19 protein-coding genes and 1 pseudogene are annotated in these 21,468 nt (G+C 74.5%); 7 read left to right on the top strand and 13 right to left on the bottom strand.

Annotated elements, in window-relative coordinates; genetic code table 11:
- Positions 1-114: 114 nt before the first annotated feature.
- The 3 genes from RMN57_RS27095 to zapE form a co-directional block, all read right to left on the bottom strand.
- Positions 115-696, bottom strand: coding sequence for a TerD family protein (locus RMN57_RS27095; protein WP_313765906.1), 582 nt, complete (start codon positions 694-696; stop codon positions 115-117).
- A 279-nt stretch (positions 697-975) separates the two neighbouring features.
- Positions 976-3,069, bottom strand: coding sequence for an excinuclease ABC subunit UvrB (gene uvrB, locus RMN57_RS27090; RefSeq protein ID WP_313765905.1), 2,094 nt, complete (start codon positions 3,067-3,069; stop codon positions 976-978).
- A 90-nt stretch (positions 3,070-3,159) separates the two neighbouring features.
- Positions 3,160-4,245, bottom strand: a complete 1,086-nt coding sequence (zapE, locus tag RMN57_RS27085) for a cell division protein ZapE (protein WP_380234769.1) — start codon at positions 4,243-4,245, stop codon at positions 3,160-3,162.
- Positions 4,246-4,320: 75 nt separating this feature from the next.
- On the opposite strand from zapE, the gene RMN57_RS27080 reads away from it, so the two are divergent.
- The 4 genes from RMN57_RS27080 to msrB all read left to right on the top strand — a co-directional run bounded on the left by RMN57_RS27080 (position 4,321) and on the right by msrB (position 7,703).
- On the top strand, positions 4,321-5,106 hold the full coding sequence (locus RMN57_RS27080) for a pyrimidine reductase family protein (protein ID WP_313765904.1): 786 nt from the start codon (positions 4,321-4,323) through the stop codon (positions 5,104-5,106).
- A 143-nt stretch (positions 5,107-5,249) separates the two neighbouring features.
- Positions 5,250-5,711: an indole-3-glycerol phosphate synthase gene (locus RMN57_RS27075; protein WP_313765903.1), complete on the top strand. Its 462-nt coding sequence runs from the start codon at positions 5,250-5,252 to the stop codon at positions 5,709-5,711.
- 150 nt (positions 5,712-5,861) lie between these two features.
- The gene (gene murC, locus RMN57_RS27070) at positions 5,862-7,271 is read left to right on the top strand and encodes a UDP-N-acetylmuramate--L-alanine ligase (RefSeq protein ID WP_313765902.1); all 1,410 of its coding nucleotides are present in this window, start codon (positions 5,862-5,864) and stop codon (positions 7,269-7,271) included.
- A 21-nt stretch (positions 7,272-7,292) separates the two neighbouring features.
- Positions 7,293-7,703 (top strand): peptide-methionine (R)-S-oxide reductase MsrB, encoded by a 411-nt coding sequence (gene msrB / locus RMN57_RS27065; RefSeq protein WP_313765901.1) that lies wholly within the window; start codon positions 7,293-7,295, stop codon positions 7,701-7,703.
- Positions 7,704-7,754: 51 nt separating this feature from the next.
- Here the strand turns inward: msrB and RMN57_RS27060 are convergent, their stop codons facing one another.
- The 8 genes from RMN57_RS27060 to RMN57_RS27025 form a co-directional block, all read right to left on the bottom strand.
- A complete protein-coding gene (locus RMN57_RS27060) occupies positions 7,755-8,921 on the bottom strand; it encodes a cytochrome P450 (protein WP_313767978.1) in 1,167 nt (388 codons plus the stop codon).
- 110 nt (positions 8,922-9,031) lie between these two features.
- Positions 9,032-9,679, bottom strand: a complete 648-nt coding sequence (locus tag RMN57_RS27055; RefSeq protein ID WP_313765900.1) for an ATP/GTP-binding protein — start codon at positions 9,677-9,679, stop codon at positions 9,032-9,034.
- Positions 9,657-10,019, bottom strand: a complete 363-nt coding sequence (locus RMN57_RS27050) for a DUF742 domain-containing protein (RefSeq protein WP_313765899.1) — start codon at positions 10,017-10,019, stop codon at positions 9,657-9,659. The genes RMN57_RS27055 and RMN57_RS27050 overlap by 23 nt, the downstream gene beginning before the upstream one ends.
- On the bottom strand, positions 10,016-10,447 hold the full coding sequence (locus RMN57_RS27045) for a roadblock/LC7 domain-containing protein (protein WP_313765898.1): 432 nt from the start codon (positions 10,445-10,447) through the stop codon (positions 10,016-10,018). Before RMN57_RS27045 ends, RMN57_RS27050 begins: the two co-directional genes overlap by 4 nt.
- On the bottom strand, positions 10,444-12,432 hold the full coding sequence (locus RMN57_RS27040; protein WP_313765897.1) for an ATP-binding protein: 1,989 nt from the start codon (positions 12,430-12,432) through the stop codon (positions 10,444-10,446). Before RMN57_RS27040 ends, RMN57_RS27045 begins: the two co-directional genes overlap by 4 nt.
- A 127-nt stretch (positions 12,433-12,559) precedes the next feature.
- The gene (locus RMN57_RS27035) at positions 12,560-13,594 is read right to left on the bottom strand and encodes an MBL fold metallo-hydrolase (RefSeq protein ID WP_313765896.1); all 1,035 of its coding nucleotides are present in this window, start codon (positions 13,592-13,594) and stop codon (positions 12,560-12,562) included.
- A 174-nt stretch (positions 13,595-13,768) separates the two neighbouring features.
- Positions 13,769-14,515: a hypothetical protein gene (locus tag RMN57_RS27030; RefSeq protein ID WP_313765895.1), complete on the bottom strand. Its 747-nt coding sequence runs from the start codon at positions 14,513-14,515 to the stop codon at positions 13,769-13,771.
- A gap of 239 nt (positions 14,516-14,754) precedes the next feature.
- The gene (locus RMN57_RS27025) at positions 14,755-15,678 is read right to left on the bottom strand and encodes a GNAT family N-acetyltransferase (protein ID WP_313765894.1); all 924 of its coding nucleotides are present in this window, start codon (positions 15,676-15,678) and stop codon (positions 14,755-14,757) included.
- Positions 15,679-15,935: 257 nt separating this feature from the next.
- Between RMN57_RS27025 and RMN57_RS27020 the strand changes: the two are divergent.
- From RMN57_RS27020 to RMN57_RS27010, 3 genes and pseudogenes are all read left to right on the top strand, one after another.
- A pseudogene (locus RMN57_RS27020) lies at positions 15,936-17,229 on the top strand (DUF692 domain-containing protein).
- A gap of 45 nt (positions 17,230-17,274) precedes the next feature.
- A complete protein-coding gene (locus RMN57_RS27015; protein WP_313765893.1) occupies positions 17,275-18,309 on the top strand; it encodes a TIGR04222 domain-containing membrane protein in 1,035 nt (344 codons plus the stop codon).
- An 88-nt stretch (positions 18,310-18,397) separates the two neighbouring features.
- Positions 18,398-19,180: a TIGR04222 domain-containing membrane protein gene (locus RMN57_RS27010; RefSeq protein WP_313765892.1), complete on the top strand. Its 783-nt coding sequence runs from the start codon at positions 18,398-18,400 to the stop codon at positions 19,178-19,180.
- A gap of 95 nt (positions 19,181-19,275) precedes the next feature.
- On the opposite strand, the gene hemQ is transcribed toward RMN57_RS27010, so the two are convergent.
- Both hemQ and hemG read right to left on the bottom strand, forming a co-directional pair.
- Positions 19,276-20,001: a hydrogen peroxide-dependent heme synthase gene (hemQ, locus tag RMN57_RS27005; RefSeq protein WP_313765891.1), complete on the bottom strand. Its 726-nt coding sequence runs from the start codon at positions 19,999-20,001 to the stop codon at positions 19,276-19,278.
- Positions 19,998-21,434 (bottom strand): protoporphyrinogen oxidase, encoded by a 1,437-nt coding sequence (gene hemG, locus RMN57_RS27000; RefSeq protein ID WP_313765890.1) that lies wholly within the window; start codon positions 21,432-21,434, stop codon positions 19,998-20,000. Before hemG ends, hemQ begins: the two co-directional genes overlap by 4 nt.
- Positions 21,435-21,468: the final 34 nt, after the last annotated feature.

The raw sequence follows: 21,468 nt of genomic DNA, 5'->3' as shown, positions 1-21,468 counted from the left end.
GATGACGGGACTACTGCAGGGAATACTCCCCTCCGCTGCCATCGAGGGTAACAGGAATTCCAAGTGAAGGTAAAGAAGGTAAAGAACGCCCCCGGGGGGCGGGGCGGCGGCCGCCTAGAGGAACGGCTCGATGGCCGGCAGCAGGTCCTGGAAGGTCCGGCCGCGGGCGGGCGCACCGATCGCCTGCATCCCCCAGCCGCCGGACGGCTCGCGGAAGACCTTGGCCATGATCTGACCGGTGTGCGGCCCGCCACCGGCGAGCTCGTACCGGGCGAGCTCCAGCCCGGTGGACTCGTCCACCAGCCGGCAGTAGGCGTTCTGCACCTCGGCGAAGGTCTGCCCGGTGTAGGAGCTGACCGTGAACACCACCTGGGTGATGTGCGCCGGCACGTGCACCAGGTCGACCAGGATCGACTCGTCGTCGCCGCCCGCGCCGGTGCCGCCGACCAGGTTGTCCCCCGTGTGCCTGACCGAGCCGTCGTTGCTCTCCAGGTGCTGGAAGAAGACCACGTCGGACGGGGTCTGCTCGGCGTAGAGCAGCGCCGAGGCGTCCAGGTCGATCTGCCGGGTCCGGCTGCCGAACAGGCCCCGCTTGGGCGCCGCCCTCCAGCCCAGCCCCATCCGGACGACCGTCAGCGACTCGCCCGTCCCCTTCTGCAGGCTGACCTGCTGCCCCTTGGCAAGGTTCACCGACACGGCGTCGTCCTCTCTGCCCGGCCGCGCGGCGGTTCGCCGCGCAGGCTCCACGGTGGAACACCCCGTTGCCGTCCCCCGGCTGAGGCCCCCTGGTGCTCCCGCCCCGTCCCGGAGGCGGCACCGCAGGAAAGCCTAGGGCCTGCGGTCCGGCGCTTCGCCCGCCGCCTACCCGTTTGTGGCAAGGATGAGACACCGCCGGGCTTGACCGGTGCCGGAACCGGCCAAACCCGGCGGGGGTGAAGGTGCCCGAGGCCCCTGGGCGGGCCCCCGGGACGGGGCCTACGCGATCCCGGCCTCGCGCATCTGCCGCAGCTCCTTCTTCAGCTCCTTGACCTCGTCCCGCAGCCGGGCCGCGACCTCGAACTGGAGGTCCGTCGCGGCGGCGTGCATCCGGTCCGTCATCGACTGGATCAGCTCGGCCAGCTCGGCGGCCGGCATCGACTTGGCCGGCTTGCGGTCCGCACCCAGCGCCGGCACCGGGGCCTTGCCCTTGGCCGCCGCGCCCCGGTACCCGGTGGAGAGCAGCTCGTCGGTGTCGACGTCCTCGCGGGCGAGGGTGTCCAGGATGTCGCCGATCTTCTTCCGCAGCGGCTGCGGGTCGATCCCGTGCTCCTTGTTGTAGGCCTGCTGCACGGCCCGGCGGCGGTTGGTCTCCTCGATCGCCCTCTCCATCGAGGGGGTGATCCGGTCCGCGTACATGTGGACCTGGCCGGAGACGTTCCGGGCCGCGCGGCCGATGGTCTGGATCAGCGAGGTGCCGGAGCGCAGGAAGCCCTCCTTGTCCGCGTCCAGGATCGCCACCAGGGAGACCTCGGGCAGGTCGAGGCCCTCACGGAGCAGGTTGATGCCGACCAGCACGTCGTACCTGCCCGCGCGCAGCTCGCGCAGCAGCTCGACCCGGCGCAGCGTGTCGACGTCGCTGTGCAGGTAGCGGACCCGGATGTCCAGGCCGAGCATGTAGTCGGTGAGGTCCTCGGCCATCTTCTTGGTGAGCGTGGTGACCAGGACGCGCTCGTCCCGCTCCACCCGCTTGCGCACCTCGTGGACCAGGTCGTCGATCTGGCCCTCGGTGGGCTTGACGATCACCTCGGGGTCGATCAGGCCGGTCGGGCGGATGATCTGCTCGACCTGGCCGTCGCCGCGGGAGAGCTCGTACGGGCCGGGGGTGGCCGAGAGGTAGACGGTCTGGTCGATCCGCTCCAGGAACTCCTCCCACTTCAGCGGGCGGTTGTCCATCGCGGAGGGCAGCCGGAAGCCGTGCTCGACCAGGGTGCGCTTGCGCGAGGCGTCGCCCTCGTACATCGCGCCGATCTGCGGGACGGTGACGTGCGACTCGTCGACGACCAGGAGGAAGTCCTCCGGGAAGTAGTCGAGCAGGGTGTTCGGCGGGGAGCCCGGCTCGCGGCCGTCGAAGTGCATCGAGTAGTTCTCGACGCCCGAGCAGGTGCCGATCTGGCGGAGCATCTCGATGTCGTACGTGGTGCGCATCCGCAGCCGCTGGGCCTCCAGCAGCTTGCCCTGCTTCTCCAGCCTGGCGAGCGTCTGCTCCAGCTCCTGCTCGATGCCGTTGACGGCGCGTTCCATCCGCTCCGGGCCGGCCACGTAGTGCGAGGCGGGGAAGACGTGGACGGCGTCGTCCTGGCTGATGATCTCGCCGGTGAGCGGGTGCAGCGTGTACAGCGCCTCGATCTCGTCGCCGAACATCTCGATCCGGACGGCGAGCTCCTCGTACACCGGGAAGATCTCGATGGTGTCGCCGCGGACCCGGAAGGTGCCGCGGGTGAAGGCGAGGTCGTTGCGGGTGTACTGGATGTCGACGAAGCGGCGCAGCAGCACGTCGCGGTCGATCTCCTCGCCGACCTTGAGCCGCACCATCCGGTCCACGTACTCCTGCGGGGTGCCGAGGCCGTAGATGCAGGAGACGGAGGCGACCACGACCACGTCCCGGCGGGTGAGCAGCGAGTTGGTGGCGGAGTGGCGCAGCCGCTCGACCTCCTCGTTGATCGAGGAGTCCTTCTCGATGTAGGTGTCCGTCTGCGGGACGTACGCCTCGGGCTGGTAGTAGTCGTAGTACGAGACGAAGTACTCGACGGCGTTGTTCGGCAGCAGCTCGCGGAACTCGTTGGCCAGCTGGGCGGCCAGCGTCTTGTTCGGCGCCATCACCAGGGTGGGGCGCTGCAGCTTCTCGATCATCCAGGCCGTGGTGGCCGACTTGCCGGTGCCGGTGGCACCGAGCAGGACGACGTCCTTCTCCCCCGCGCGGATCCGGCGCTCCAGCTCGGCGATGGCCGCGGGCTGGTCGCCGTTGGGCTGGTAGGGACTGACGACCTCGAAGGGCGCCACTGACCGCTCAATGCTCGTGATGGGTCGCACGTGTCCACCGTACGACCCGCCACCGACAAAGATGACCGACTCCCGCGACCCGGGCCGCGGAGGCCCGGGCCCGGGCCCGGCCGGTGCTTCCTAGCGGGCGCTGTCCCGGGCCAGGGCGACCAGGCGGGAGATCGCCCGGAGGTACTTCTTCCGGTAGCCGCCGCGCAGCATCTCCTCCGGGAACACCTGGTCGAAGGGGACGCCGGAGGCGGTGATCGGCAGCTCGCGGTCGTACATCCGGTCGGCGAGGACGACCAGGCGCAGCGCCGTGGACTGGTCGTCGACCCGGCGCACCCCGCGCAGGCAGACCGCGGTCACGTCGTCCAGCATCGCGCCGTAGCGGCTGGGGTGGACGGCGGACAGGTGGTCGAGCAGCGCGCCGAAGTCGTCCAGCGAGGCGCCCGGGGTCCGGGCGGCCACGGCCTCGACCCGGGCGTCGGTGTACGGCGGCGGGGCGTCCGGCAGGCCGCGGTGGCGGTAGTCCTGGCCGTCGATCCGCATCGGGCGGAAGTGCGCGGACAGGCCCTGGATCTCGCGCAGGAAGTCGGCGGCGGCGAACCGGCCCTCGCCGAGCTTCTCGGGCAGCGTGTTGGAGGTGGCGCAGAGCTTCACGCCGTTGTCGACCAGCCGGCCGAGCAGGGTGGAGACCAGCACGGTGTCGCCCGGGTCGTCCAGCTCGAACTCGTCGATGCAGAGCAGCTTGTGCCCGGAGAGGGTGGTCACGGCCTGCTGGAAGCCGAGCGCGCCGACCAGGTTGGTGAGCTCGACGAAGGTGCCGAAGGCCTTGGGGCCGGGGGCGGCGTGCCAGAGCGAGGCGAGCAGGTGGGTCTTGCCGACGCCGTAGCCGCCGTCGAGGTAGACGCCGGCCGGGCCGGTGGGCGCGGGGGCGCTGCGGCGGAACCAGCTGCGCCTGGGCGCGGACCCGTTTCCGCCGTTGAGGCCGCCGGCGAACTGCTCCAGGACCTGCACCGCCTCGTACTGGCTGGGCTGGCCCGGGTCCGGGAGGTACGTCCCGAAGCCGACCTCGGAGAAGCGCGGCGGCGGGACCATCTCGGCCACCAGGCGCTCGGCGGGGACGACGGGCCGCCGGTCGGTGAGGGCGGTCGGGGCGGCGGACGGGGCGGCGGTCGCTATGGACTCGGTCGCGGCGTCGGGGTGTGGGGCTGCTGCGGGCACGGTACTAGAGGGTACGCCTGGTCGCGCGCCGGCCTGTTCGGGGCCGCCGGCGGGGGCCGGTGGAAGACTGGTGGCATGCATCAGTTGATCAGCCCGCTGGCCGAGCCGTTCGCCGATCCCGCCTCGCTGGAGTCGCTGGCCGCCGTCTACGCGTACCCCGACCAGGTGAATCACGGCCGGCCGTGGCTGCGCGCCAACATGGTGGCCGGCCTGGACGGGGCGGCGAAGCTGGACGGGCTCTCGGAGGGGCTGTCCGGGGACGCCGACAAGCGGATCTTCGGGGTGCTGCGGGCGCTGTCCGACGTGGTGCTGGTCGGCGCCGAGACGGTCCGCGCCGAGGGCTACCGGCCCGGGCGGGCGCGGGCCGAGTTCGCCGCGGCGCGCCGCGCGGCCGGGCAGGCCCCGGCGCCGGCGATCGCGGTGGTCAGCCGGTCGCTGCGGCTCGACCTGGCGGCGCCGCTGTTCACCGAGCCGCTGGTCCGGACGGTGGTGATCACCACCGGGGACGCGCCCCCCGCGCGCCTGGCCGAGGTCGCCGAGGTGGCCGAGGTGATCGTCGCCGGGCGGGGTTCGGTGGACCTGGGGGCGGCGGTGGCGGCACTGGTCGAACGGGGCCGGACGCGGCTGCTGACCGAGGGCGGCCCGCGACTGCTCGGGCAGCTGGCCGCGGCGGGGCTGCTGGACGAGCTGTGCCTGTCGGTCGCGCCGCTGGTCACGGCAGGCGACGCGCCGCGCATCATCCGCGATGCGCAAATGCCTGACGTGCAGCGGATGCGGCTGGTCTCATTGATCGAGCAGAAAGGATTCCTCTTCACCCGCTACCTGCGTCTTCACCCGCAGTCCGCCTCCTCGGCCCCCTGATCGCCGGACGTGGCCGCGCCCCCTCCGGGGACGGCCCGACCGCGCGGCCCGGGCGGCCCGCGGAGCAGCGTGCGGAAAGCTTCCGCCGGGCAGTATGGGATGCGATGCCGGGGCCCGGGGGCCGGCCACTGGAAGGGACTCACGTGTTCAAGACGGTACTGATGATCGAGAAGGCGCTCTCCGACGCCGACGTGGAGCTGGTCACCACGCTCCACAGCGACGAGAAGGTGTCCTTCGTCGTCCTGATGCAGCCGCGCGGCAAGCAGGACGAGCTGCTGCGGGCGCTGGACGACGTCGCCCTCGGCCACCTGGACAAGGTGGTGCACGAGCACGACGAGTCCGAGAGCGGGCCGACGGTGGGCGACGAGTCGCTGGCGCACAGCCTGCGCCACCTGCGGGCCGCCGGGGCCGAGGCGGTCGGCGAACTGGTCGAGGACAAGCCGCTGGACCGGCTGCGCTCGGTGGTCGAGGAACACCGGGCCGACGAGGTCGTCGTGCTGACCTCGCCGCACTTCGTGGAGGAGTTCTTCCACCGCGACTGGGCCTCCCAGGCCCGGCACAAGGTGGGCGTCCCGGTCCTGCGGCTGTTCGCCAGCGACTCCTGACCGGACGCGCACGTGGTGCAGAATCGTCCTTGCGGTCCGCCCGCGAGGACGATTCGCACATCGGCTCGCGGACCCCGCCGCACAACCTGTCCTTCCCTCCTGGCCCGCCGTACGGGCGGGAGGGGCCCATCGCCCGTACGGAGCCCCGCCTTGAACGACGCCGCGCACGACCTGCACGCCCCGCACTTCATCGGCATCGGCGGCGCCGGGATGTCCGGCCTGGCGAAGATCCTCGCGGTGCGCGGCGCCAGCGTCTCCGGCAGCGACTCCAAGGAGTCCGAGACCGTCCTCGCGCTGCGCGCACTCGGCGCCAGCGTGCACATCGGCCACGCCGCCGAGCACGTCCCGGACGGCGTCAGCAGCGTCGTGGTCTCCAGCGCGATCCGCGCGGACAACCCGGAGCTGGTCGCCGCCCGCGAGCGCGGCATCCCGGTCGTCCACCGCTCCGACGCACTGGCCGCGCTGATGGGCGGCCGCCGGGCGCTGGCGGTGGCCGGCACCCACGGCAAGACCACCACCACCAGCATGCTCGCCGTCGCCCTCGGCGAGCTGGGCCTCGACCCCTCGTACGCGATCGGCGGCGACCTCGACGCACCCGGCTCCAACGCCCACCACGGCACCGGCGAGATCTTCGTCGCCGAGGCCGACGAGAGCGACCGCAGCTTCCACAAGTACGCGCCCGAGGTGGCGATCGTGCTCAACGTGGAGCTGGACCACCACGCCAACTACGCCTCGATCGACGAGATCTACGAGTCCTTCGAGACCTTCGTCGGCCGGATCACCCCCGGCGGCACCCTGGTCGTCTCCGCCGACCACGACGGCGCCCGCGAGCTGACCTCCCGGGTCGCCGGCCGCGCGGGCCTGAACGTGGTCACCGTCGGCGCCGCCGAGGACGCCGACGTCCGCGTCCTGTCGGTCACCGCCCGCGGCATGACCAGCGAGGTCACCGTCCTGCTGGACGGCCAGGAGCTGGCCTTCACCGTCTCGGTGCCCGGCCGCCACTACGCCCACAACGCGGTCGCCGCGCTGGCCGCCGGCGTGGCCCTCGGCGTCCCCGCCGCCGACCTCGCCAAGGCGCTCGGCTCCTACACCGGCGTGCGGCGCCGGCTCCAGCTCAAGGGCGAGGCCGGCGGCGTCCAGGTGATCGACTCCTACGCCCACCACCCGACCGAGATGACCGCCGACCTGGAGGCGATCCGCGAGGGCCTGGAGGGCTCCGGCCGGGTGCTGGTGGTCTTCCAGCCGCACCTGTTCAGCCGCACCCAGCAGCTCGCCGAGGAGATGGGCCGGGCGCTCGCCCTCGCCGACGCCTCGGTGGTGCTCGACATCTACCCGGCCCGCGAGGACCCGATCCCCGGCGTCACCAGCGAGCTGATCATCGACGCCGCCCGCCGGGCCGGCGCCGACGTCACCGCCGAGCACGCCTTCGACGCCGCCCCCGCCCTGCTGGCCGGCCTGGCCCGCCCGGGCGACCTGCTGCTCACCATGGGCGCCGGCGACGTCACCAACCTCGGGCCGGAAATCCTTCGGCACCTCGAAAGCGTTGCCACCAACGTCTGATTCCGCCCGACGGGAGCCGTGATGAGCTACGAGATCGAGAAGTCCGACGCCGAGTGGCGCGCCCAGCTCACGCCGGAGGAGTACCACGTCCTCCGCGAGGCGGGCACCGAGCGCCCCTTCGCCGGCGAGTACACCGACACCAAGACGGTCGGCGTCTACGGCTGCCGGGCCTGCGGCGCCGAGCTGTTCAGCTCGGAGACCAAGTTCGACAGCCACTGCGGCTGGCCGTCCTACTTCGCGCCGCTGGCCGAGGACCGCGTCCAGTACATCGAGGACACCTCGCTCGGCATGCGCCGGGTCGAGGTCCGCTGCGCCCGCTGCGGCGGGCACCTCGGGCACGTCTTCGAGGGCGAGGGCTACGGCACGCCCACCGACCAGCGGTACTGCATCAACAGCATCTCGCTGACCCTCAAGCCGGCCGACGGGGCCTGACGAAGCGGGGCCGTGGGCCCGGGAGCCGTGACCGGCTCCCGGGCCCACGCGCTATCCGGAGACCGGGTGGAAGCGGACCGGGAGGTGGACCAGGGCGCGGTGGAACGGGCCCGGACGCCAGAGGAGTTCCTCGGCGGGGGTGGCCAGTTCGAGGTCGCTCAGCCGGCTGGTGAGCTGCTCGATCGCGGTGATCGCGATCAGCAGCGCGGGGTCGCGGGCCGGGCAGGCGTGCGGGCCGGCCGCCCAGGCCAGGTGCGCGGACTCGCCGCTGCGCAGGCCGGTGCCCTCCGCGGGCGGCGCGGCCTGGGAGTTGGCGGCCGCGTAGGAGACCAGCACCAGTGAGCCGGCCGGGATCTCCCGGCCGTGGAAGGTGATGTCGTACCGCGGGTAGTGCGCCGAGAGGTTGGCCATCGGCGGCTCGTGCCAGAGCACCTCGTCGATCGCCTGGTAGGCCGTCATCGCGCCGCCGATCAGCGAGCCGGCGTAGCGGGCGTCGGTGAGCAGGCGCAGCAGGGCGTTGCCGATCAGGTTGGTGGTCGGCTCGTGCCCGGCGATCATGGTCAGGGTGATCTGCCGGATCACCTCCTCGTTGTCCAGCCCGGCGGGGTGGGTGACGAACCACGAGGTGAGGTCGTGCCGGGGGCGCTCGCGCCGCTCGGCGACCATGGCGGTGACCACCGCGACGAGGTCCCCGTAGGCGGCCACGGCCTTCTCGGTGGACTCGATCATCCCGGCGATGCCGGCCACCAGCCGCGCGCCGTGCTCCTCGGGCACGCCGAACCAGGTGGTGACGACGGAGATCGGCAGCTGCCGGGCGTACTCGGCGATCAGGTCGGCGGTGCCGACCGCCTCGAAGGCCCCGATCAGCCGGTGGGCCACCTCGGCCACCCGGCGCTGGAGCAGGTGCGGTTCGAGCAGGGCGAGCCCGTCCGTGATCACCCGGCGGTAGCGGGCGTGCACCTCGCCGTCGCTGAACAGGGCGGTGGGGCGGTAGCCGAGCATCGGCAGCAGCGGGGAGGTCGGCGGGACGGTCTGCTGCCAGGCCCGGGAGTCCTTGGAGAAGGTGTCGGTGTCGCGCAGCAGGTCCAGGGCCGCCTGGTAGTCGGTGACCAGCAGGGCCTCGACGCCGGGGGCGATCTCCACCGGGGCGACGGCGCCGTGCCGGCGCAGCCGGTCGTAGACGAGCTGCGGGTCGGCGGCGAACGCCGGGCCGTAGATCGGGGTCGGTCGCTGGGCCGACGCGGGTGCCGGGACGGCGGGTGCGGCGGCGTCGCAGCCCGGGACGGCGGCGGCCGGGGTGGCGGCGTCGGGGGCGGTGCGGGTGTCGGTCACGGCCCCTCCGGGGCGGGATCGGGGGCTGGGGGCAGACCGTGCAGGACGTGCTCGGCGAGCGCGATCAGCGCGTCCAGGCTGGAACGGCGCTCACGGGCGTCGCAGAGCACCAGCGGAGTGGCGGGGTGCAGGTCCAGGTGGGCCCGGAGCACGTCCACGGAGTGCACCGGCGCGTCGGGGAAGCCGTTGACGGCCACCGCGTAGGGCAGGCCCTGCTCCTCGACCATGTCCATGATCTCGAAGGAGTCCGCCAGCCGGCGGGTGTCGGCCAGCACCAGCGCGCCCAGGGCGCCGCGGGCGATGTCCTGCCAGAGCGGGAAGAACCGGCGCTGCCCGGGTGTGCCGAAGAGGTACAGCACCACCTGGCCGGGCAGGGTGAGGCGGCCGAAGTCGACCGCGACCGTGGTGGTGCGTTTGCCGGGCAGCAGCGCGGCGTCGTCGACGGGCGCCCCGGTCTCGGTCATCGCCTCCTCGGTGTGGAGGGTCGCGATCTCCGACAGGGTGCGGATCAGCGTCGTCTTGCCGACGCCGAACGGGCCGGCGACGACCAGCTTCATCAGGGTCTGGTCCCGGTCGGGCAGGTAGCCCACGCGGCTCGCCCGACCGGTGCGGTCGGCCGGCCTACCGGAGTGCGCGGAGTCCAACGAGGAGCCTCTCGACGATGGTGCGGTCGGTCTGCTGGGCACGGGGGATCGGGGCGCGGGCGCGGAGGCAGCCCGCCTCGACCAGATCGGCCGCGAGGAAAACGGTGGCGCTCACCGGGAGCCGCAGGTGCGCGGCGGCCTCCACCACGGTCAGTGCGCCGGGCTGCAGCAACTCCCAGAGCCGGCGGTGCTCGGCCTCCAGCTCCGGCGACTCCGGCGACGGCGCGGTGCCCGTCGTGCACAGCACGGTGAGCCGCTCGAAGCCGGCGGTGCCCGGCCGGGACCGGCCGCCGGTGGCCAGGTAGGCGGGGACCATCCGCCTGCGGGGGACGGCGGTCATGACCGCGCTGTGGCGTCCTGCCGCCTGGCCGGGCTCGCCAGGGCGCGGCCGAGGGCGGCCACCTGGACCTGCATCTGGTAGGCCACGTTGCCGAGTTGGGCCTCCGGGGTGGTGAACACCGCCAGCGAGGTGTTCTCGCCGGCCGGGACGACGACGGCGAAGCCCAGGTCGGACTCGACCACGGTCTGGGCCAGCCGGGGCTGTTCGACGTCGGTGAACGAGGTGGTGAACGCCCGGGAGGCGGCGTGCAGGGTGGCCGTCATCGCGGCGACCCGCTCGGCGGAGGCGCGGCCGAGGCCGTCCGAGGCGCCCTCGACGAGACCGTCACCGGTGGCGATGAGCGCGTGCAGGACGCCCGGCAGCTCCAGCAGCGGGGTCAGCACCCACGAGATCTCGTCGGTGGCGGTGGGGCTGGACGTGCTGCTCACTGCTCGGCTCCTTCGGGGGACGGGGCGGGACGTTGGCCGGTCTGGCCCGTACGGGCGGCAGCGGGGCCGGTGTGGTCGGCCGCGCCGCCGTCGGGGTCGCCGTGGTCGGCGGCCCGGGCGTCGGTGCTGGTCCTCGCAGTGAGGGGCTGCGTGGTGGTCGGGGCGGGGGCGGTGCCGGCTGTGGGGGCCGGGTCGATCACGGGGTCGGTCGCGGGGTCGGGGTCGACAGCGGGGGCGGGGTCGGCGTCGGTCGCGGGGTCGGGGGCGACGGCGGAAGCGGCGGCGGCCGCGGCCTCGTCGGCGGCGGCGGCCGCTGCGACGGCGGCCCGGCCGGAGCCGGTGCCCTGCTGCAGCGCCTGCCAGCGGGCCGCCGCCTGCTCGGGCGTCCGGACGTCCGCGTCCACCGGGCCGTCGGCCGTCGGAGCCCCCGAAACAGCCCCCGGCGCGGCCGCCGGGTCCGCCGCGGCCGCGCCGTCGGCAGGCTGCGGACGGTGGGCGAGCGGCTGCCGCCGGCGCCGGCTGGGCAGTCCGCTGCCGTCGTCCGGCACGGCGTGCACGGACGGCACGACGTGCATGGCCGGCGCGTGCTGCCGGTCCGGCACCTCCTGCCCGGCCGGCTCCTCCGACCCGCCCCGCCGCACGGGCAGGGCCTGCACGGTGGGGGCCGGGGCCGGGCCGGAGCCGGACCGCAGCGGCAGCGGGGTGAGCACCGAGAGCGGCTGCTCACCGTCGACCACGGTCAGCAGCGCGGCCGGGATCCGCACGATGGTCCGCATGCCGCCGTACGGCGAGGGCTCGATGTGGCAGGAGAAGCCGTACTGCCGGGCGAGCTTGCCGACCACCGCGAAGCCGGTCTTCGGCGGGTTGCCCAGCTCGGTCAGCAGCACCTCGGGCGGGCCGGCCAGCAGCCGGCGGGCCCGGCCCAGCTGGTCCTCCTCCATCCCGATCCCGCTGTCGTCGACGATCACCAGCGCACCGCGGCCGCCCTGCTGGACGGTGACCGGCACGTCCGTCTCCGGGTGCGAGTACGAGGTGGCGTTGGCGAGCAGCTCGGCGATGGTGATGGCGAGCGGCTCGGCGGCGCGGGCCACCACGGCCAGCCGGTTCTCCCGCAGATGGTTGGCCACCTTGATCCGGGCGTAGCCGGGCACCCGGGAGAGCGCACCGATCACCACCTCGGCCAGCGGCGAGTCGGTCCGGGCCAGGCCGGGCCAGGCCTCGCAGAGCACGGCGATGGTCTGGATCCGGCGCAGCGCGACCTCGTTGCGGAAGTCGACCTCCAGCAGCCGCGGGTCGTCGTTGTCGTTCTGGAGCTGCTGGACGAGGCTCTGGATCTGGTAGAGCAGGGTCTGGATCTTGGAGGTGGCGCCGCGCATCGCGGCCCGGGCGGCGGCGTCGACCCGCTCGCGCTCCGCGGTCACCGCGGCGGCGGAGGCGTCCAGCACGGTCTGGAGCAGCCGGACCGCCTCCGGGCCGACCGCCTCGGCGTCCAGCGGCCCGGCGGCGGGGGCGTTGGGGTGGCTGAGCCGCAGCGCGGCGGTGGCCACCCGTTCCTCGGCCAGGTGGCCGATCTCGGCCAGCAGCGCCGTCTCGCGCTCCTCGGCGGCCGTCAGCAGGCGGCCGGCCTCGGCGGTGCGGTCCTCGGCGGCGCGGGCGTGCAGTTCGGCCTCGGCGGCCCGGTGCTCCGCCGTCGCGGTGCGCTGGTCCGCCTCGCGCACCCGGCCCTCGGCGGCCAGCGCGCGGGTCTCGGCCCGCTTGGTCTCCTCGGTGGCCCGGCGGGTGACCGCCTGCGCGTCGCGGAGCTGTTGCTCGCCCCGGGCCTGCCGGGCGTCGGCGGCGCGGGCGCGCTCCTCGCCGTGGGCGGCGGCCGTCTCGGCCGCGCCGGCGCGGGCGAGGGCCCGGGACCGTCCGCGGGCGAGGACACCGGCCGCCGCGAGCGCGGCGACCGCCGTCACGGTCAGGGCGAGCAGCGCGATCTGCGTCATCGAAGTCCTCGGAGGTCCTCGGTCGAAGGGGCTGGCGGGTGGCGCGGGACGGCGGGCGCCGGACCGGGACCGGGTCCCGTCCGACGGCGGACCCGGTCGGGGCGCGGCCCGGCCGGTCGCGGCCGGATCAGGCCGGGGCGGGGGCGTCCTGCGCGGAGCGCGGCCCCGGGGTGCCGCCGGGCTGTCCCGCCGACGCCTCGATCTCGCGGGCCACCAGCGCCACCTGGGTCATCGCCTCCAGCACGTTCGGCACGGCGCTGCCGTCCAGGTGCCGGTACTCGGCGGACACGGTGAGCACCAGCCGCTCGGGCAGGCCGAGTTCGGGGTAGCGCTGCTCGGCGATGATCCGCCGGGCGGCGTCCAGCGCGGGCGTGCCCTCGGCGTGCAGCGCGTGCGCGCGCTCGCGGACGTGTTCGAGGTAGGCGATGTGCGCCTGGACGCCGGAGCGGTCGAGCACCGGGCCGTGGCCGGGGACGAAGATCTCCGCGCCGGTGGCCAGGGCCTGCTCGCAGGCGCCGATGATGTTCTCCAGCGGGCCGGACCAGTGCGAGGGGTGGTCGCCGGGCTGCTCGGGCGTCGAGCCGAAGACCACGTCACCGGTGAACACGGCGCGCTGGTACGGCAGGTGGACCATCAGGTCGCCGCCGGTGTGCGCGGCGGGCAGGCCGGTGATCTGCACGGGGTAGTCCCCCACCCGCAGCTCCAGCTCGCCGCGGAAGACGGTGTGCGGGTGCACCGGCTCGGTCTGCGACCAGTCGAACTGTCCGAAATGGCGCTGCAGGTAGCCGCCGAGCGGCGACTCGGGGTCGCCACCGGCGACCAGCGCGTGCTGCTGCTTCGGGGCCGGCTCGTAGTGGATGTGCTCCAGCGCCTCGTGGGTGGCGATCACCTCGGCGTCGGGGAGCACGCCGGCGCCCCACAGGTGGTCGCCGTTGGCGTGGGTGACGACCACGCGGTCGACCTCGACGCCCTCGGGGAGCCGCTTGCGGCTCTCGGCGAGGAACTCCGCGGCGAGGGAGGGGTCGTAGGGGGTGTCGATCCAGAGCGCGGCCCTCGGCGAGGCCAGCAGACCGCAGTTGGCCAACCCCCAGCCCCGCTTGGGCGGGAGCCACACGTACAGGTCTTCGGCAATCGCGCTCACGTTCGCGCGGCTGGTCGTCATGGGCGCGATTATGCCGATGATGTGACTGTGGTGAGGCGAAACCCTTGCGATTCCAGCCAGTTCCGCCCCGAACTCGCCCGACCCGTCCGGATTGTCCGTATCACGGTCTGGACCATTCTGCCGCATCGGGCGCGGTGGCGGCACAGCCTGCGCGGCGGGCGGGCAGCCCGGCCCTCACACCGCCGGCAGCAGACGGCAGACCTCGACGGTCACGTCCACGGTGTCCAGGCCGATGACCCGGCCCTCGACCGCGGCGAATCCTTTCTCCCCCGACCGGAACAGCGCCGCCAGCGGGGACTTCCGGGTCGCCGCCGCCAGCGCCTCCACCGCCATCGCCGAGCCGAAGGCGAAGACCCCGCAGAGCACGACGCAGGGCGCGTGCCGGGGCGTCCGGGTCACGAAGACGAAGCCGTGGTCCCGGATCAGCTCGTCGGCCGCGTTGTACTGCGCCTCGAAGGTCATCCCGCCCCACCGGGCCCGCGCCGCCTCCGGGTACTCCATGCGGAAGTCGGGGAAGGCGGCGCCGAGCACACCCGCCGAGTACGTGTTGACGCTCGGCCCGCCGATCGAGAACGTCGGCATCCTCGGGTCCTGGGCACCGGCCGCGACCAGCTCGATTGTCGCCTTCCGGTTCACCTTCCGCAGCAGGTCTATGAGTTGGGCGATCGCCCGGGCCTCGGCCATCGGCATGAACAGCACGTTCCGCGGACCCCGGCTGGTCAGCCGGCGGCCGTCCTTGGCGAAGGTGTACTCCGCCACCTCGATGCTCGGGGTGATGATCTGGACCCGGCCGTACGGCGCGAGCAGCGCCCGCAGGAAGCCGTACTGCAGGAACAGCCGGGTGCGGGCGAGGGAGCGGGCCGCCAGGAAGCCGATCACGGCCGGAACGAACCCGACCAGGACCTGAAGCAGGATCTCCATACCATCCCCCGCGCGGAAGACTCGGGCACGAACTGTCTGCCGTGAGGTGATGCCCCGTTGGACAGCGGTGATGCGCGGAGACCGGCGGTGATGGGTGGGCGGCCGGCGGTGAGGTGATGGGTGGGCGACCGGCGGTGATGCGCCGGAGAACAACCCGCGACTCCCGCCCCGGCCCCGGGGCGCACCCGGCCACGCACCCCGGCCGCGCGGCGCGGGGCCCGCGCGACCGGGGCGACGGATCAGCCGTCGAGCCGCCTGGTGAACTTCCGCTCGCTCGCGCACCGCTCGTAGCCGAGCCAGGCGTTGATCGCCAGCATCGGCGCGTTGGTCGCGTCGTTGCTCGTGTACGCGCGGCGGTAGCCCGCCTCCCGGGCCCGGCGCAGCGACTCCAGCTTGGCCAGCTTGCTCAGCCCCCGACCGCGGAACGCCCGGCGGCAGGCGGTGAACGCCGACCAGTACCGGTCCACGCCGTCCGTCTGGGCCGCGCTGAACGCGACCGGCTCGCCGTCCACCACGGCCACGACGGTGAGGTCGCGGTCGAGGTCCGGGCGGGCCCAGTCGCCGTTCAGGAACTCCTCGTAGTCCGCGGCGTCCATCTCGACCTCACCGGGCTCGTCCCGGGCAGCGTCCGCCTCGACCAGGAAGATCGGGTACGGGTCGGCCACCCAGTCGCTCGCCGGGCGCAGCTCCACGCCGGCGGGCGGCGCCGGGGCCTCCGGCAGCGGCAGGGCGAGGTCCCGGCCGCCGAAGTACGCCTGCCGGCCCCCGGTGTAGCCGCGGGCGGCCGCGAAGGCCAGCGACCCCGGCTCCTCGTCCACCCAGCTGTGCACCTCCACCACGCCCTGCTCGGCCAGGTGCCGCTCCGCCGCCGCCAGCAGGGCGGTGAACGCGCCGCGCCGGCGGTACTCGGGCAGCACGCTGCCGTTGGCGAAGCCGACGCCCCGGGTCGTCGTCCCGGTGACCACGCCGCAGCGGACCGAGCCGACCACCCGGCCGTCCAGCTCGGCGACCAGGCAGCGGTAGTGCGCACCCTCGGGCTGGTGGCCGTTCAGCCAGGTGAAGACCTCCGGCGTCAGCACCAGGTGGTCGCGCCCGGCACGGTGGGCGGCCGCCGCGGCCTCGGCGTCGTCGGCACGGAAGTCACGAATCGTCAGTGTCGTCATAGGGGCGACACGATAGGCCCCGAACGACCCGGTCCGCCTCCGAATTTCGGCCCCCACCTGCGAGGACGCGCCGGGAGCCCGGGTAGGGTCGTCGGCACCGGGCCGACAAGCTCAAATAATCCTCTGAGAAGACCGGATGAGGCTTGGCAGGCTCCCCGCCCGGGGACATCCTCAGCAGCACGGCCCGGTCCGGCCCTGGCGACGATGCCCGCGCCGACCGACGGCTTCCCACCCAGCCCTCAGAAGGGGGCGCACCGATGACTTCCCCTGCCCCGAGCGCGCCCACCCGCGGCGCGGCCCTCGGCGTCGGCCTCGGCTGGCGCAGCGAGATCGACGTCGTGGTCGAGCGCCAACCGGGCCTGGACTGGGTCGAGGTGGTCGCCGAGAACGTCTGCGCCGGCCACCTGCCCGAGTCGCTGCAGATCCTGCGGGCGCGCGGCGTGACCGTCGTCCCGCACGGCGTCGCGCTCGGCCTCGGCGGCGCCGACCGGCCTGACCCGGACCGGCTCGACAGGCTCGCCGAGACCGCCGCCGCGCTCGGCTCGCCGCTGGTCACCGAACACCTGGCGTTCGTCCGGGCCGGTGGCCTGGAGGCCGGACACCTGCTGCCGGTGCCGCGGTCCCGGGACGCCCTCGCGGTCGTCGCCGAGAACGTCCGGATCGCGCAGGACCGGCTGCCGGTGCCGCTGGCGCTGGAGAACATCGCCGCCCAGCTGGTCTGGCCCGAAGACGAGCTGACCGAGGGCCAGTTCCTCGCCGAGCTGGTCGAGCGCACCGGCGTCCGGCTGCTGATCGACGTCGCCAATCTGCACACCAACCGGGTCAACCTCGGCCTGGACCCGGCCGCCGAGCTGGACCGCCTGCCGCTGGAGGCCCTCGCCTACGTCCACGTGGCGGGCGGGCAGCTGGTGGACGGCGTCTGGCACGACACCCACGCCCACCCCGTCACCGAGCCGGTGCTGGAGGTGCTCGCCGAGCTCTGCGCCCGGGTCGACCCGCCCGGCGTGCTGCTCGAACGGGACGCGAACTTCCCGCCGCCGGCCGAGCTGGCCGAGGAACTGGACGCCATCCGGGCCGTGCTGGCCGGGGCCGGGCGCCGTGGCTGACGCCGCGGTCCGGGACGCGACCGCCGCCCGTGCCCGGCTGGCCCGCCGCCAGGAGGAGCTGCTGGCCGCCCTGGTGGCCGGCGGGCCGGTGCCGGACGGCTTCGACCCGGCCCAGGTCCGCAGCCAGGCCGCCGCACTGGCCGCCAAGCGCCGTGACACCGTCGCCAAGGTGGCGCCGGAGCTGCCCCGGCTGCTCGGCCGGCCCTACGGACCGCTCTTCCTGGCCTACGCGGCCGCGCAGCCCCAGACCGGCGGCTACCGCGCCGACGCCCGTGCGTTCGCCGCGTGGGCGCTGGCCGACGCCGCGCCGGAGGCCGGCGGGCGGCTCGGCCCCGAGCAGCGCCGGGCCCTGGAGCAGTGGCTCCACGGCCCGGCCACCGAACGGCGACCCGGGCCGCTCGCCCGCCTGGGCCGGGCCCTGCTGCCCGGCCGGCGCCGGCCCTGACCCCACATCTCCATCGCACCGTTTCACCATCCGGGGGGACAGCCCATGTGGCACAACACCTACTTCGTCGTACCCACCGTGCTACTGATGGCGGCCGTGCTCCACGCGTCGCAGGCCAAGCAGCTGGTCAAGCGGGTCCCGCAGGCCAAGGGCCTGCCCGGCCGCGGACTGCCGCTGCTGGACGCCGCGTTCCTGGCCGGCGGTCCCGGCCGGGTCTTCGACACCGCGCTGGTCCGGATGCACCAGGCCGGCCTGGTCGTGGTCAACCGCGGCGGCCTGGTCACCCTCACCACCGGCCGGCCGTACGACGCCGTGGACCTCGCCGTCATCGAGGCGATCGGCCCCGGCAAGCAGCGCGAACTCGCCCCGCTGCGGCGTGCGGTGATGCGCTCGGCGGCTGTCCAGGAGCTGGGCGACAAGCTCGCCGACCGCGGGCTGCTGCGCAACCCGCAGCGGATGGCCCGGGCCCGGGCGGCGCACCGGCGGATCTGGCTCGCCCTGCTGGCCGTGGTGCTCACCACCGCGCTCGCCTATCTGCTCGACCGGGGCGACGCGGAGCACCCGGCGCTCTGGTTCCCGCTGCTCCTCGTGGCCGTCGGGCTGGTCTCGCTGATCGCCACGCGGCCGTTCAAGAGCCGGATCACCCCGGCCGGGGTCCGCCAGCTCGGTCTGATGTCCACCGCCGGCAACCCGTGGAAGCCCAGCGCCGGGCTCTCCTCGGCCAACGGCGGCCTGCTGCTCGGGGCGGTCGCGCTCGGCGGGCTGACCGCGGCCGGGCTCGGCGACGAGGAGCTCCAGGAGGCGATGCTCGCCGCGGCCGCCGCCGATGAGCAGGCCCGGGCGATGGCCGCCGGATCGCTCTCCTCGTCCTCGTCCTCGTCCTCGTCGTCCTCGTCCTGTGCCGGCGCGGCCACCTGGTGCGGCTCCTCCTCCGACTCGGGCTCCTCCACGTCGAGCTGCGGCAGCAGCAGCTGCGGCTCCTCGTCGTCGAGCTGCAGCTCCGGCTCCAGCAGCTGCGGCTCCTCGTCCTCCAGCTGCGGCTCCAGCTGCGGGGGCGGGGGCGGCGGCTGCGGCAGCTGAGCCCGACGGGGCCGGCCCGCGTCACAGTTCGGTATCGCGATTCGAAAGTCAGTTCCGCGCACGCCGAGCGCCGGACTACAACAAGCCCATGTGGTTGCTCTTCCTGATCCCGGCCTGCGCCGCCGCGGTGCTCTCCTGCATCCGGCTGGTCCGGACGGCCGCCACCGCCGACACGCTGGCCGAGCAGGAGGGTCCCCGGCCGCCCGAGGCGGTCGGGATCGGGCTGTACGAGACGGCGTACCTGGCGGGCGGCCCGGACCGGGTGGTCGAACTGGCCCTCGTGCTGATGGCCTCCCGGGGCCGGCTGCACCTCGCCCACACCGGCTGGACCACCGTCGTCGACCCGCGGGGCCGCAGCCGGCTGGAGCGGGCCGTGGTGGCCACCGTCGGGCCGGAGGGCCAGTGCCGCACCGACGAGCTGCGCCGGGCGATGGCCGCCCACCCCACCGTGCTGGAGATCGGCAGCCGGCTCTCGCTGGCCGGCCTGGCGACCCCCGCGGCCGTGCAGCGGCACACCGTCCTGGCGGTCCGCCAGGTCCGACAGGCGCTGCTGCTCTCGGTGCTGCTACTGGTCGCCGCGCTGGTGGTCGGCGGCTTCGCGGACGGCAGCGCCTCGGCGGCGCTCGCCTGGTTCTCGCTGCCGGTGGTGCTGACCTCCGGCACGCTGCTGATGGCCCGGGTCGACGTCTACCCGTACACCCGCTGGGCCTCCCCGGTCGGCCAGGAGGTGCTGCGCGAGGTGCGGCCGCAGCGCCAGCACGGCCTCACCGACGACGACGAGCGTGAACTCCTCACCGCCGTCGCGATGCTCGGCTCCGCCGCCCTCCCCGACGCCCGCCTCCGCGCTGCCCTGCGGCCCCACCGCCACTGACCGGGGCGACCACCACCGACCGGGCCCCGGCCCGGACAGGCCGAAGGCCCGGCCCCGGGGCGGATCCCCGGGGCCGGGCCTGCGGCGTACCGTGCTCAGACCAGGCCGTTGAGCAGCTCGCTGACCGGCTTGCGGCGGCCGGTGAAGAACGGCACCTCCTCGCGGACGTGCAGCCGGGCCCGGGACGGGCGCAGGTCGCGCATCAGGTCGACGATCCGGTGCAGCTCGTCCGCCTCGAAGGCGAGCAGCCACTCGTAGTCGCCGAGCGCGAACGAGGCCACGGTGTTGGCCCGCACGTCCGGGTAACCGCGCGCCATCTGGCCGTGCTCGGCGAGCATCGCGCGCCGCTCGGCGTCCGGCAGCAGGTACCACTCGTAGGAGCGGACGAACGGGTAGACGCAGACGTAGTCGCGCGGCCGCTCGTCGGCGAGGAACGCCGGGATGTGCGACTTGTTGAACTCGGCCGGGCGGTGCAGCGCCATGTTCGACCAGACCGGCTCCAGCACCCGGCCCAGGCCGGTGCGGCGGAAGCGGTTGTACGCCTCCTGCAGGTCGTCCGAGTCGGCCGCGTGCCACCAGACCAGGATGTCGGCGTCGGCGCGCAGACCGGACACGTCGTAGGTGCCGCGCACCGTGACGTCCTTCGCGGCGAGCTGGGCGAACAGCTCGTCCACCTCGGCGGCCAGCGCGGTGCGGTCCTCGGGCAGCTCGCCCTTGAGCTTGAACACCGACCACATGGTGTAGCGGATGACCTGGTTCAGGTCGCGGGCCTTCTTCTTCTCGGGCTGCTGCTCCGGCTGCTGCTCAACGCTCTCAGTCATGCGCCCATTGTCCTCTCCGTGACGTGTTCCCCGGTCGGCGGGGTCAACGAGTTGTCGAGCTCGGCGACGGCCGCCCGCGCGCTCGCGATGCAGGCCGGGATCCCCACCCCGTCGTACGCGGCCCCGCAGAGCGCCAGCGCGCCCGCGCGGGCGGCCGCCGCCCGGATCCGCCCCACCCGGTCGACGTGGCCGACCGGGTACTGCGGCAGGCCCGCGCCCCAGCGGGTCACCGCGGTGTCGTACGGCCGGGCGGTGAGCCCGATCGCCTCGCCCAGGTCGGCCAGCGACTGCGCGACCAGCTCCTCGTCGGGCAGCTCCAGCGGCTGCTCCTCGCGCAGCCGGCCGAGCGAGGTGCGCAGGAGGAAGGTGTCCGGGGCCGAGCGCTCCAGCCAGCCCCACTTGTTGGACGAGAAGGTGGAGGCCTTGATCCGGCGCCCGTCCACCGGCGGCACCAGGAACCCGCTGCCGGCCGGCGGCCCGGGCAGGTCGGCCCGCCGGAACGCCATGGTGACCAGCGCCATCCCCGCGTACTCGATGCCGTCCAGCTCTGCGGCGGCCCCGGGCGCGTCGGCCCGCAGCAGCCGGGCGGCGGCCGGCGCGGGCACGGCCAGCACCACGGCGTCCGCGTGCAGCACCTCGCCGCCGTCGGTCACCACCCGCCAGCCGTCCGGGGTGCGGCGCAGCTCGTCCACGGCGGTCCGGGTGCGCAGCTCGACGCCGGCCTCGGCGCAGGCCGCGGCGACCGCCTCGGGCAGGGTGCCGAGGCCCCCGCGCAGGCCCTGGAAGACCGGGGTGGCGGCGGTCTGCGGGCGGGTGGCCAGCGCGTGCACGCCCTCGACCAGCGAGCCGCCGCCGCGGGCGATCTCCAGCAGCTGCGGCACTGCGACGCGCAGCGAGATCTCGTCCGCGTGACCGGCGTAGACGCCGCCGAGCAGCGGCTCGACCAGCCGGTCCACCACCTCACGGCCCAGCCGGTCGGCGACGAACCGCCCGATCGCCACGTCGTCCGCGACGGCCTCGCCGGCGGCCTCGTGCCGGGCCCGCTCCAGCCCCTCGGACGTGAGCACCCCGGAGGCGGCCAGCGCGTCGAGGTTGCCGGGGACGCCCATCACCTGGCCGCCGGGCAGCGGACGCAGCGCGCCGCGGGTCCAGATCGCGGCCTTGGCGGTGGTCGGAGGCTCCAGCTCCGTACCCAGCCCGACCGCCCGGGCCAGCTCGACCGCCTCCGGCCGCCGCGCCAGCATCGACTCGGCCCCGAGGTCCACCCGGACCCCACCGACCTCTCCGCCCCGCAGCTTCCCGCCGAGCCGTTCGGACGCCTCCAGCAGCGTCACCCGGGCCCGCGCGGGCCCGCCCGCGGCCCCACTCAGAAACGCGGCAGCGGCCAACCCCGCGATCCCGCCACCGATCACCACGACCTGTGCTTGCGCCATGCCCCGCAGTCTTGCAGGTCCTTACACCAACGAC

Source organism: Kitasatospora sp. CM 4170, assembly GCF_032110285.1.
GTDB classification, from domain to species: Bacteria; Actinomycetota; Actinomycetes; order Streptomycetales; family Streptomycetaceae; genus Kitasatospora; species Kitasatospora aburaviensis.
The sequence above is the reverse complement of the archived record's forward strand: the minus strand, read 5'-3'. Positions and strand labels throughout refer to the sequence as shown.